We start from the raw sequence: 12,707 nt of genomic DNA on the forward strand, positions 1-12,707 counted from the left end.
CGCACTGCATTGCCGATCCCACACGAGGGAATCGGCAATGCCGATGAATCATTCTGCCAGCTGACGCCGCACCGGATAACGCCAGCCGTTGATCGCTGCATACGGCGAGCGTGCATAGATCCATTGCAAGCGTGCATCGCCATCGGCGCGGAATGCCGCATCGTCGGCGAGCTTGCGTTCGAACGCGGCGCGCAGGGCCGCATCGCTGCGCAACATGCGCTCGGTGAAATCCACCAGCTCGGTGCCGTACAGGCCGCTGTCGGGGCTGCCGGCATTGCGAAAACGTCCGCTGGCCAGCAGCGAATCGCTGCTCTGCGGCTCCAGCAACGCGGCCGCCAACATGCGCATCGGTTGATCGGCAGGCACGCGGATGCTGCCGGCGACGAAGGTTTCGTGCATGTGGTCGGCGTGCGGTGTCTGGGTGCCGGCTTCCTTTAACACGCGAATTTGCTGCACCTTCACCTGGCGCGGTTGCTGCAAGCGTTCGAATGTAATGCCGTGTGCCTTGAGCAGTTCGACCACATCGTCGTTGCCGGGCGGAATCCACCAAGCGAGCGGGTAGCGCACCGCCTGGGCCTGGCGATAGCCGATCACCGGCATGGTCCAGGTTTCGTCGCGGCCTTCCCAACGCAGCTCCTGCCGGCCGGACACCGGCGAAAGCGCGCGGGTGTAGGTCACCCCCTTGAAAGGCACCTGGGCGATCGGCTGTTGCAGGCGTTCCCAGGCAACCATCAGTTCCTGCGGGCGTGCGGCGCGATCGGCGCGCTTGGCTGCATCGATTTTCCTGGCATCGCGGCCGACCACGCGCAGCGCTTCTTCCAGCAACACGTAGTCGCCGAGCACGCGCTGGCGATACGACTTCAAACGATGGTTCTCCACCAGCACGGTGGGGATGCCGGCAAAATCGCCATACCCGGTGGAATAGCGCGGGCCTTCGGGTGCGTAACGCAGGCCCGAGCGCGGCTCGTCTTCGTCGATCAGGCTCGGGTAGATGGCCGGCTCGTGACCCTGGCTGCGCAGCGCGGTGTTCATTGCCGGCGTGAAGCGCTGCTGCAACCAATCGGCGGTCGCGCGCGAGCGTGCATAGGTGCCCCACCCGGCGAAGGTAAAGGTGATGTCGTACTGATGATCCAGCCCGCCGCTGACATGCAGATCAATGTAGAGCGCCGGATCCAAGCGATGCAGCAACGCGACCATCGCGCGCGTTTCCGGCGCTTCCAGGTTGAGGTAATCGCGGTTGAGGTTGATGCCGCGTATGGTGGTGTTCCAGCCCATCTGTTGCGGGCCGCGCAGGGCGGCGCCAATCAACGGGCCGCGTTGCTCGTGACCATCGGCATTGAGGATCGGCACGAATACGAAATCGACCTGGTCGAGCAGGTGGTCCTTGCCACGTTGGGCGATATCGCGCAGCAACATCAAGCCTGCGTCCTTGCCATCGATCTCGCCGGCATGGATGGCCGCCTGCGCCAGCACCACCGGCTTGCCGGGCGAGCCCTTGTGCGCGCGTACCAGGAACAGATCGCGGCCCTCGCTGCTCTTGCCGAATACTTCCAACGACAGCAGCGGCGAGGCGGCGACCAGGCGTTCCAGCCACGCGCGCGTTTCGTCATAGCTGGGCGTGCTGGCGAAATCGTTGCGCTCCACCGGCGTGATCCACGGATCGCCCGGCTTGACGATCAATGCCTCGCTGGCCCCATGCCAGGCGCGCACCGGCGGCAGCGGCGCGCTGGTGTCGATGGTCTGCGCGTTGACCTGTGCGACGGTGAACAACGTTACTGCGAGCAAGCTGGCGCAGGCGTGCCGGGAGGTACGGGCTGCGTGGGCGGTTGCAGCGTTGGCGGACGCGTATTGATTGCGTGGAGGGGCAGGTGAGCCGTGCAGGCAGGAGTGGCGCGTATCGGAGGTCATGTGCGGCGTAGGGGTCTCGATCGAAGGGGAAGAGCGCGGCGCTGCGCAGGCACCTGCATCTAATGTGATAACATATCATTTCAGCAGGCGAGCTTCCTTATCATGCCCTTCAGCGCTACACCGACCTCCGCGATTTCCGTCAGTAACCTCCACGTGGCCTACCGCGGCCGCGCCGTGTTGCAGGGGCTGAATCTGCAGGTCGCGCCGGGTAGTGTCTACGCCTTATTGGGTGGCAACGGCGCCGGTAAATCCTCCACGCTTTCCACCCTGCTCGGTTTCGTCAAACCCACCTCCGGCAGCCTGCGGATCGATGGCATCGACCCGGTCGCCGACCCCGGCGCCGCACGTGCGCGGCTGGCCTATCTGCCGGAAAACGTCGCGCTCTACGAGCATCTGAGCGCAATCGAAAATGCCGACTATCTGCTTGCGCTGGCCGGCCAACGCCGCAGCCAAACCGAGATCGGCCAGGCGTTCGCCGCTGCCGGTCTGCAACGCGAAGCCTGGAGCCAGCGGCTGGCGGGATTTTCCAAAGGCATGCGCCAGAAAGTGGCGATCGCGGTCGCCACCTTGCGCCAGGTGCCGGTGCTGCTGCTGGACGAGCCCACCTCCGGTCTGGATCCGCGCGCCATCGCCGATTTCAACCGCCTAGTCAGCAGTGTGCGTGAGCGCGGCGGTGCGGTGCTGATGGTCACCCACGACCTGCTTGGTGCGGTGGATGTGGCCGACCGGATCGGGTTTCTGGAAAACGGACGTATTGCCGAAGAAATCGGCGCCGGCGACAGCGGCTTTGATGTGCGCACCTTGCATGCACGCTTCGCGCGCCCGCAGGATCAGGCTGCATGAGCGTTGCCGTATGAGTCCTGTGCTGTTGGTCGCGCGCGAAGAACTGCGCTTCATGGCGCGCAACCGTTCCGCCGCCATCGGTGTGGCGTTGCTGATGCTGCTCACGCTGGTGGCGGCGTTGACCGCCGCGCATCATCAGCGCGAGGTCGCCGAATTCCGCGCGCGCCAGCAACTGGCCGCGCAACAGGCCTTCGAGGCGCAGCCGGACCGCCATCCGCATCGGGTGGTGCATTACGGTCACTTCATCTATCGCCCGCTGCCGGCTTTGGCCGCGTTCGATGCCGGCGTGGATGCGTTTACCGGCAACAGCATGTTTCTGGAAGGCCATCGCCAGAACACCGCCAACTTCGGCGACGTGCGTCAGAGTTCGCTGCTGGTGCGTTTCGGTCAATTGACGCCTGCCTTTGTGCTGCAGGTCTTGGCGCCGCTGATGCTGGTGTTTCTGGGCTACGGCGCGGTGGCACGCGAGCAGGAAACCGGCACGCTGCGTGCGTTGTTGTTGCAGGGCGCGACGCGCCGACAATTGTTTGGCGGCAAATATCTCGCGCTCGCCGCGGTGGCCGCTGCGTGCCTGTTGCCGGCCTTGGTCGGGTTGGTGCCCATCGCGTTGTTGCCGGGCCAGGCGCTGCGGGTCGTACTGCTGGTGCTGGCGTATGCGGTCTATCTGCTGGTGTGGTGCGCGCTGGTGCTGGCGGTGTCGATGCTGTGCCGGCGCGGCCGCGATGCGTTGCTGGTATCGCTGGCGGTGTGGGTGTGGCTGGCCTTGCTGGTGCCGCGCGTGGCACCGGATGTAGCCAGTGCCGCGTATCGGTTGCCCACGCGCCTCGAAACCGATGTGGCAATCCAGCGCGATCTGCGCACGCTCGGCGACAGCCACAATCCCGACGACCCGCACTTTGCGCAGTTCAAGCAGCAGACCCTGACACGCTACGGTGTACAGCGCGTGGAAGACCTGCCGGTGAACTACAAGGGCCTGCTCGCGCTGGAAGGCGAGCGGCTCACCTCCAGCCTGTTCGAACGGTATGCCGCACGCGATTCGGCCATCCAGCAGGAACAGAATCTGCTGGTGCGCACGTTCGCCCTGTTGAGCCCGACGGTTGCCCTGCGCGACCTCTCGATGACGTTGGCGGAAACCGATCTGCGCGCACATGAGCGCTTTCTTATCCAGGCCGAGCGTTACCGTTACAGGCTGGTGCAGCAGCTCAATCAACTGCAGGCCGACGCCGTGAGCATGGCCGACGACACCGCCCAGGATGCCGGCGCCGACCAACGCAAGCGCATCTCCTCCGCGCATTGGCATGAGATTCCGGTGTTCGCCTTCCAGCCGCCGGCCACCACAGAGGTGCTGAGGGCTGCAGGCGCTGCGCTCGGCCTGGTCGGCGCCTGGCTGCTGGCTGCGCTGTGCATGCTGATCGCAGCGAGCCGGCGTATGGGAGTGGCGCGCTGATGGTGCTGTGGAAGTACGAACTTCTGCTGTTGCTGCGTGCACGTGCCGCGGTGGCCGGATTGCTGTTGCTTGCCCTGTTGACGGTGTGCAGCCTGATCTCCGGCCAGCACGTCATCGCTGCGCAGCGCGACAACATCGCAGGCATCGCAGCGCTGCAGCAGGAAGACATCGCAGCGGTGGAGGACTATGTGGCGCGCACCAACGACGCTGGCAGCGCGGCTTACTACAGCTTCCACCCGACCTGGGATGTGCCCTCGCCATTGGCCTTCGCCGCGGTGGGCATGCGTGATGTCTCGCCGTACATCCTGCGTGTTCGCGCGCTGGGCCTGGAGGCGCAGATCCACGATGGCGACAGCTACAACCCGGAGTTGGCATTGGCCGGGCGCTTCGACTACGCCTTTGTGCTGGTGTTTTTGCTGCCGTTGTTCGTGATCGCGTTGCTGTTCGATCTGCGCTCGGGCGAACGCGAGGCCGGGCGCGCACGCATGCTGGCCGCGCTGCCGGGTGCCGGAGCCGCGTTGCTGGTGCGGCGCGTGGTGGTGCGTGCCGCTGCGGTGCTGGTGTGCCTGAGCGTGCCGTTTGCCATTGCCGCGACCCTCAATGCGGTGCCGCTGCTGCAACAACTCGCGGTGCTGGCACTGAGCTGCGTCTATCTGCTGTTCTGGGTGTTGCTGGCGGTGCTGGTCGGGCGCATCCACTGGCGCCCCGCAGCGCACGCCACCGCCTTGGCCAGCTGCTGGGTGGTGCTGGCACTGGTCGCACCGGCGCTGGCGCATGTGGCGATCAATCAGGCGGTGCCGGTCAACCAGGGTAGCGAGATCGCGCGGCTGCAGCGCGAGGCGGTCAACCACGCCTGGGATATTCCGCGCCAGGACACCATGCGGGCCTTCTACGCGCAGAACCCGCAGTGGGCAGATTCTGCGCCGCTGACCAGCGCGTTCCATTACAAGTGGTATTTCGCCTTCCACGAAAACGGCGATCAGCAGGTGGCGCCGCAGGTCGCGGCGTATCGGCAAGGTTTGCAACGACGCGAAGCGCTGGCGCAGCGCGTGGCCAGCGCGCTGCCACCGGTTGCGTTGCAGGCTGCGTTGACGCGCCTGGCAGGTACCGATCTATGCGCGCAGTTGGCCTATCAAGATCGCATTCGCGCCTATCACCAGGCGTTGCGGACGTTCTACTACGGCTATCTGTTTCGCGACCGGCCATTTACGCGCGAGGACTTCGGGCGTGCGCCGCGTTTCGATGCAAGAGCCGATCCCGCGTCATAGCGGCAGTTGCGTTTCACCCATCACCTTTGGTTCTTTCACTTGCGACCCGGGCATTGCGTGCCTGAGTCCTTCAGGAGTCCTGCCCGATGTCCGTGTTCTCGTCGCGCCAACGCATGCCACACACCGTGCCGTTGCTCAGCATGTTGGCCTGCGCATGCATCATTGCCTGCGCCGCCGCCGCCGCCGCCGCCGCCGCCGCCGCCGCCGAGCCGCAGGCGCGCGATCTGGATGCGGTGCAGGTGCGCAGCCAGTACACGCCGTACCGCGCATTGAGCGTCACCGGCGCCACCAAGACCGATGCGCCGCTGCGCGATCTGCCGATCAGTGCGCGCGTGCTCGATCAGACCTTGCTGGAGGATGCCGGTGTCAACGATCTGGCCGGCGCGCTGGAGATGGCCAGCGGCATCACCAAGGCCAATAACCTGGGCGGTCTGTGGGATAGCTACTCGATGCGCGGTTTCACCGGCGACCCGAATTTCAGTTCGGATTACATGGTCAACGGCTTCAATGCCAGCCGCGGTTACAACGGCCTGCGCGATGCGGCCAACACGCAAAGCATCGAAGTGATCAAGGGCCCGGCCTCGGCGTTGTACGGGCGCGGCGAGCCGGGTGGGGCGGTCAATATCGTCACCAAAAAGCCCTTGTTCCAGCCGCAGCACAGTGTGGATCTGTCCGCAGGGCGCTTCGACAGTTATCGCGCTGCGATCGACAGCACCGGCCCGCTGGGCGAGAACCTGGCCTATCGCCTGAATGCGATGTACAAGGATCAGCACAGCTTCCGCGACACCGTCGATAGCGATAACACCTTGCTGGCGCCGTCGTTGTTATGGATGCCGACGCCCGATACCACGGTGTCGTATGAGCTTGAATTCGTGCGCATCCATGCGCCGTTCGATCGTGGCGTCACCGCCATCGATGGCGATGCCAATCGGCTGCCGGCGTCGCGTTTTCTGGGCGAGCCGCGCGATGGCGATATCGATCTGCATTCCACCGGGCACCAGGTGTTTGTAGTGCACGGCTTGAATCAGACCTGGTCGCTGCAGGGCGGTGCGACCTATCGCGACAGCGGCATGCGCGGATTCTCGACCGAGCCGTGGACGCTGCAGGCCGACGACCGCACGTTGCGCCGCGAGCGTCGCTACCGCGATTACCAGGGCCGCGATATCGCCGGGCGTGCCGAATTGCTTGGCACCTTGCAGGCGGGCCGCGTCACCCACAACGTGTTGTTCGGTGTCGACGGCAATCGCTTCGACGACAGCCGTTTTCAGCAGCGTGCCCGCTCTGCGGCCACACCGTACAGCATCGACGTGCTCGCACCGCAGTACGGTGTGGTTCAGCCGGGGCGGCTGGCCACGATCACCGACACCGAAGAGCGGCAACAGGTGTGGGGCGTGTATGCACAGGATCAGATCGATCTTGGCGCGCGCTGGAAGGCCTTGCTCGGCCTGCGCTACGACCACTATCAGCAGGATCTCGACAACCAATTGCGCGGCACCACGCAGCGCGCCTCCGATGGCGTGGTCAGCCCGCGCGCGGGCGTGATCTTCCATGTCGACGATGCGTTGTCGCTGTATGCGAGCGCGGCGGCGGGCTTTCGCCCCAACAGTGGCGTGGGTGCGGACGGGCAGAGTTTTGCGCCGGAGAAAAGCCGTTCGCTGGAAACCGGGCTGAAATACGTGCAGCCCGGCGATGGCCTGGAAGCGACGCTGGCGGCATTCCGCATCGACAAGAAAGACGTGCTGAGCCTGGATCCGGCCGACACCAGTTTTTCGCTGCCGGTGGGCGAGATGCGCAGCCAGGGTGTGGAGTTGGATCTGCTCGGGCGGCTGACCCCGCGCCTGGCCGCGTCGGTGGGCCTGGCCTACACCGATTCGCAGGTGACGCGCAGCAGCGAGGCTGCCGCCGGTACCGGCCTGGCCGAGGGACGACGTTTTCCGAATGTGCCGCGTTTCAGTGGCAATGCCTTCATCAACTACGAGCAGCCGTTGACCGGCAAGCGCAGTGCGGCGGTGGGCGTGGGCGTCTCGCATACCGGCGAGCGGCTGGGGTCAGTGGATAGCAATACCGATTTCGTGCTGCCTGCGTATACCGTGTGGCGGCTGGTCGGCCACTACGATCTGAGCGAGCGGCTGCGCCTGTATGCCAAGGTCGAAAACTTCACCGACCGCCGCTACGCAGCGTTCTCGTACAGCGAACAATGGGTGTATCCCGGCGCGCCACGCAGCTGGACGGTGGGTGTGCGGTTGCGGTTCTGAGACGGACCTTGGGTTCGATCGGTTGCTCTTAGAGCGGCTAACAAAACGTAGCGAGCGGTCGTCAGTCGTTTTGTTAGTCGCTCTTAGTTGCGACGCGTGGACGGACGCTTGCTGCGCTTCTTGCCAGGCGCGGCGGGTGCGGCGTCATCGCTGGCCAACGTGCCGCCGCTGTGCAGTTGCTCCAGCCACGACAGCGCATCGACATAGCCGAGGAAGTGCTGCAGATAGCCGGGCGAGCATTCGCGCATCAGGCTGATGCAGCGATGCACCAGCACGCTGGAATTGAGCGGGCCGGCGTCCTTGGGTGCCTCCTGCAGCGATTGCCGCACCTGGCTGGCGGTGCGTACGGTGGTCCAGGTACGGCGGAAATCCTCCAGCGCCGGCAGCTCGGGAAACAGCGTGGCATCGGGTGTGGCGGTCTTTCTGCTGTCCACCTCCATCAACGCCGCATGGCCTGCCATCTGGTCGGCCAACGCGCCCAGCGCGCTGCGTTGCAACGGCTGCGCGGTATCGGTAGTTGCACGACGGCGCGCTGCTTTCTTGACTGCCGCCGCATACGCATCGATCAAGTTGCGCAACTTTTCTTCCAGCACTTCGCGCACCGCATCGGCCTGCGTGCCGGCACGTGCTGCCAGTGTTTCCATCAGATGGAAACGCACCGGATCCAGCCGGTCGTCACCCTGGCTGCGCCAGCGCTCCAGTCGCGCGTGTGCGGATGTCGCCTGCGTGCTCATCGCGTGGTTGCGGCCGGCGTTGGCTGTGACGTGGCGGAAGCGCGCGAGGTGGAAGGACGCGCAATCGGTGCAATCTCCACACGCCGGTTCCTGGCGCGGCGCGTTTCATCGGCATTGGAATCCACCGGCTGTTGCGAGCCGAACGCCGCAGCGAACACTGACGAAGCCGGCACGCCCTCGGCGATCAATGCGCGGGTCACGGTGAGCGCGCGTTGCGCGGACAGTTCCCAGTTGTCGGCGTAGCGGCGATTGCCACCCAGCACCGGGCGGTCGTCGGTAAAGCCGCTGACCATCAGGATCTCTTCGCGTGAGGCCAGGTACTCGGCCAGCGGGCCAGCCAGCGTCTTCAGCACCTCGCGGCCCTCCGGCTGCAACTGATCGGAATTGAACGCGAACAACACATTGCCGCGGATGCCGATGCGGCCATCGACCAGGGTTACGCGGCCGGCCGCCAGCGGTGCGGCCAGGGCTTGTTCCAGCGTCTTGCGACGCTGCGCTTCAACCTGACGTTGCTTGACCTCTTCGTCCAGGCGGCTGGAGAGCTGCAATTGCACACCGATCACCCCGACCAGGATCAGCACGAACGCGCCCAGCAGCACCGACATCAGGTCGCCGAAGGCGGCCCAGATCGGTGTGCCCGATTCGCCGTCGATGTCGATCTCATCGCTCATGCCGTGGTGGCCTGGCTGCTATCGGCATCGCCTGTATCGCCGGCGTCGCTGCGACCGCGATCGAGCTGACGCAGTTCTTCGATGATCTGCTTTTGCGAGAGCATGCTGAGGTCGACCACCTCGCGCGCCTGTGCCACGTAATACGCCAATTGATCGTCGCTGCGCGCCAGCGAGGCATCCAGTGCGCTGGCCACGTGTTGCAGGCGTTCGTTGAGCTCGCTGGTGGCGCCACTGAACAGCTGCACCGCCATGCCGAAGGCCTCGCCCAGGCTGGCCACTTCCACCGCGCTGCCACTGACATGCGCGGCCACTGCGCCGAGCTTGCCGGTCTCGCTGCCGATCTGTTCGGTGAGCTGGGTGCCCACGCGTTGCAGCAGATCGGCCGAGGTGGTGACCAGCGCATCCACCGCTTCGCGTTGTTCGGTGGAGGCGTGATTGACCGCGTTGAGCAAGGTGTCCAGCGTGGCCAGCAGCTTGCTGCGCTCTTCCAGCATGGCGGTGTCGCGCACCATGCTCTCGGACAGGTTCTGGCGCAGCTCGGCCACCACGTCGGCGGCGGCCTTGGGTGCTTCGGAGGCGATCTGCATCAGGCGCGATACTTCGGTGATGGTGGCGCTGGCCTGCGCCTGCGCCTGCGTGGACAGCTCGCTGGCGGTGCTGGCCAGGGTGTCGCAGATGGTCTGCTGTTGTTGGGTGACACGCTCGCCGGTGCGTTCCCACTGCATGCTCAGGTCCGCGCTCATCGCGGTAAAACGCTCGCTCCACAGCGCCAGGCGCTGGGTGTCGCGGGCTTCCAATGCGGCCTGCAGGTCGGTATGCGATTGCTGCAAGGTGCCGACCAGGGCAGCGGCATGCGCATCGAAGCTGGCAGTGGCGGCAGCGAGTGCACTCTGGTGCTGGTTGGCCAATGCCGCGCTGGCGTCTTGTTGCTGCGCCAGTGCGTCGGTCCATGCACTGGCCGTCTCGTTGCTGGACTGATCCATGCGCTTGGATACCGCATCGACCAAGGCGCTGGAGCGTGCATCGAAGGTGCTGGCGAACTGCGTGAGCGTGGTCTGCAATTCCTGCGTGAGCACGTGATTCGAACGTTGCTGTTCGGCCACTGCCGCGGTCCACGTGGCGGCTGCAGCGGCGGTGCTGGTTTCCAGGCCGCTGCTCAGCCCATCGAGTTGTTGCTGCACGGCCTGCTGCACGCCGTCCTGCAGCGCCGTGGTCTGCTGCGCAAGTTGCTCAAACGTGGCGTGCAATTGCGTGCTTAATACTGCGCTTGCGCGTTGTTGCTCGGCCAGCACTGCCGCCCAGTTGTCGGCAGTGGCGGCGTTGCTGCGTTCAAACCCGTCATTGAGTGCGCTCAACTGCTGCTGCACCGCCTGCGTCACGCCGTCCTGCACAGCGATGCTGCGCTGATCGATCTGTTCCAGCATGTGCTGCAACTGCTCGGTGAGCGCTTGCTGCGCACGCTCCTGTGCGGCCAATGCGGTTTGCCACTGCTCGGCTGCGCTTTGCGCACCAGCCTGGAAGCCTGCGTTGATGCCGTGCAATTGCTGCTGCACGGCCGTGCCCACGCCATCCTGCAATGCGGTGGTTTGCTGGGCGATCTGCTCCAGCGTGGTCTGCAACTGCGCATTGAGCGCGTGCTGCGCGCGTTCCTGTGCGGCCAGGGCCGTGGTCCAGTGCTCGGCCGCTGCGCTGGCGCTGTGCTGGAAGCCGCTGGTGATGCCATCCAGTTGCTGTTGTACGGCGTGCGTGACGCGCTCGTGCAGCGCGGCGGTGTCGCGCGCGATGCTGGCCATGGTGGCTTCCATCGCCGGCTGCAAGGCCGCGCCTACCGCGCGTGCGCTCTCTGCCACGCCGGCTTGCAATGATTGCTCCATCGCCGTGGCCAGGCGCGCATACGCCGCTTCGCTTCTGGCGTGGAACTCGGCCTGCTGTGCGGCCAGACGTTCATCGGCGGCGATGCTTTGCTGTTCGATGGTGCTCATCAGCGTTTGCAGCCGATCGATCAGCGTCGGCATCAAGGCGCTTTGCTGCTGCTGCAGCTTGAACACTTCGCCACGCTGATGCGCGTCCGAGTGCGGGTGCAGTTCGGATGCGATCTTCAGATCCAGCCGCTGCACAACCTGCAGCCGCTCGCGCCGGCACAATGCCGACAACAGCCCCAGCATCGCCGAGGTCGCAACGCCGGCAATGGAGGTGCCGAACGCGAACGCCAGGCCTTCCACCGGTGCCGCCAGCGAGCCACGAATGGCCTGCAGGTCGGTGGCGCTCTGCAATGCGAAGCCGGTGCCCTTGAGCGTGGCCATCATGCCGAGCAGGGTGCCGAGCATGCCCAGCAACACCAGCAGGCCGACCAGATACGGCGTCAGCACCGGTGCGGACAAGGCGACGCGCTCGCCCTTGATGCGCAGGCGCACCGCATTGCGCAGGCTTGGGTGCAGGCGCTCCAGCCATTCGCTCAATGCCGACGGTGCGGTGGTCAATGCGGCGACGGCTTCGTCCAGCGTCGCGCTGGCCTGGCGATAGCGGTACAGCTCCAATGCGCCGGCCACATAACAGGCGCCGATCACCGCTGCGATGCAGGCGCCCAGCGGATTGGAGCCGAGATAGCCGATGCCGACCCAGCAAACCGCCAACAGGCCGACGAGAAACACACACACGTGTACAAGAGTTCTGAACATGAGGTCCCAGTTAGCGGGTACGAAGCGCTGCAAGCAGGCCTTCGATCGGGTGAAAACGAACATCCAGCTCGGCGAGCAACACGCTCTGCATGTCTTTGCGAAACACATCCAGCCAGCCATCGGAGACCGCGCGTGGCGTGGCATCGCTATCGGCTGGCGAATGCGGTGTGTGCGCGGCATCGCGCAGACGCTCGAAATGTGTACCGAGCAGGCTCGGCACGGTGTTCAACAAGCTCTGCTCGCGCGGGCTCAGGGTGAGTTCCATCGCCGCATCCACTTCGGCCAGCCGCGCCATCTCGTTGGACGCCAATGCCAGCATGTCGCGCAGACGGCCACGCAGATCGCCGGTGGCGGTGCGCATCGCGCGTTGCATGGCGAGGTAGTGCTGCCGGAAGGGTGCGTAGTCGGGCATTGGGGCAGGCGCCTGGAGATCGGTGGCGTTGCGCGCCTCGCTACGCAGGCGCACGACCAGCGCATCCAGATCGGCCACGCTGCTGGTCGCCAACCCGGCGCGCACGCGTGCGCAGGCCTGGGCGTCGGCAGGACGCGGCTCGGGGAGATCGTCGGTCTCGGGCAGCTTGCCATCCAGCGCCTTGGACACCGCCACCGCGCGCGTCCAGTCGATCCACTGGCTCAGCCGATCGGCAAGCGCGTGGTTGGACTGGGCAACGTGGACGTCGCTGAGGCGAGCAAGCAGGCGAATGAACGCCGGGCCCGAGAGGGGCGCCCGTGGAGAAACTTTCGCCATTCTTCCGGTCAAAGACCGCGCATTTTACACGGGAATGTGCGCCATTCGGCGCTTTGCGCAGCAGTTGCGGGCCTGCCGGCAGGCCCGATCCTGGCGGCATTCAGCCGGCCTGGTGTGGAGGCGGGCGTGGGATTTCAGTGCGCAGCGCGGCGATA

Annotated in this window: 9 protein-coding genes; 4 read left to right on the forward strand and 5 right to left on the reverse strand. The window is 65.5% G+C overall.

Features of this window, described 5'->3' with window-relative positions:
- Nucleotides 1–48 precede the first annotated feature (48 nt).
- Nucleotides 49–1,785 carry a M14 family metallopeptidase gene (locus FFY45_RS09630; RefSeq protein ID WP_439333523.1) on the reverse strand — a complete coding sequence of 579 codons (1,737 nt, stop codon included), beginning with the start codon at nt 1,783–1,785 and terminating at the stop codon, nt 49–51.
- Nucleotides 1,786–2,010: 225 nt separating this feature from the next.
- On the opposite strand from FFY45_RS09630, the gene FFY45_RS09635 reads away from it, so the two are divergent.
- The 4 genes from FFY45_RS09635 (at nt 2,011) to FFY45_RS09650 (ending at nt 7,721) form a co-directional block, all read left to right on the forward strand.
- Nucleotides 2,011–2,751: an ABC transporter ATP-binding protein gene (locus FFY45_RS09635; RefSeq protein WP_176340271.1), complete on the forward strand. Its 741-nt coding sequence runs from the start codon at nt 2,011–2,013 to the stop codon at nt 2,749–2,751.
- Nucleotides 2,752–2,761: 10 nt separating this feature from the next.
- Entirely contained in the window at nt 2,762–4,198 is a 1,437-nt protein-coding gene (locus FFY45_RS09640) for an ABC transporter permease (RefSeq protein WP_176340272.1), read from the forward strand.
- On the forward strand, nt 4,198–5,466 hold the full coding sequence (locus tag FFY45_RS09645; protein ID WP_176340273.1) for a DUF3526 domain-containing protein: 1,269 nt from the start codon (nt 4,198–4,200) through the stop codon (nt 5,464–5,466). Before FFY45_RS09640 ends, FFY45_RS09645 begins: the two co-directional genes overlap by 1 nt.
- An 86-nt stretch (nt 5,467–5,552) precedes the next feature.
- Nucleotides 5,553–7,721 (forward strand): TonB-dependent siderophore receptor, encoded by a 2,169-nt coding sequence (locus FFY45_RS09650; protein WP_176340274.1) that lies wholly within the window; start codon nt 5,553–5,555, stop codon nt 7,719–7,721.
- A gap of 83 nt (nt 7,722–7,804) precedes the next feature.
- Here FFY45_RS09650 and FFY45_RS09655 read toward each other — a convergent pair whose 3' ends face one another.
- From FFY45_RS09655 to FFY45_RS09670, 4 genes are read right to left on the reverse strand one after another with little or no spacing between them, the layout of a single operon-like run.
- On the reverse strand, nt 7,805–8,455 hold the full coding sequence (locus FFY45_RS09655) for a DUF2894 domain-containing protein (RefSeq protein ID WP_176340275.1): 651 nt from the start codon (nt 8,453–8,455) through the stop codon (nt 7,805–7,807).
- Nucleotides 8,452–9,126, reverse strand: coding sequence for an OmpA family protein (locus FFY45_RS09660; protein WP_115039627.1), 675 nt, complete (start codon nt 9,124–9,126; stop codon nt 8,452–8,454). The genes FFY45_RS09655 and FFY45_RS09660 overlap by 4 nt, the downstream gene beginning before the upstream one ends.
- A complete protein-coding gene (locus FFY45_RS09665) occupies nt 9,123–11,804 on the reverse strand; it encodes a DUF802 domain-containing protein (RefSeq protein ID WP_176340276.1) in 2,682 nt (893 codons plus the stop codon). The genes FFY45_RS09660 and FFY45_RS09665 overlap by 4 nt, the downstream gene beginning before the upstream one ends.
- A gap of 10 nt (nt 11,805–11,814) precedes the next feature.
- Nucleotides 11,815–12,552 carry a DUF3348 domain-containing protein gene (locus FFY45_RS09670; protein WP_176340277.1) on the reverse strand — a complete coding sequence of 246 codons (738 nt, stop codon included), beginning with the start codon at nt 12,550–12,552 and terminating at the stop codon, nt 11,815–11,817.
- Nucleotides 12,553–12,707 lie beyond the last annotated feature (155 nt).

The sequence above is a fragment of the Xanthomonas hortorum genome (genome assembly GCF_011305375.1).
In the GTDB taxonomy this organism is placed as follows: Bacteria; Pseudomonadota; Gammaproteobacteria; order Xanthomonadales; family Xanthomonadaceae; genus Xanthomonas; species Xanthomonas hortorum_E.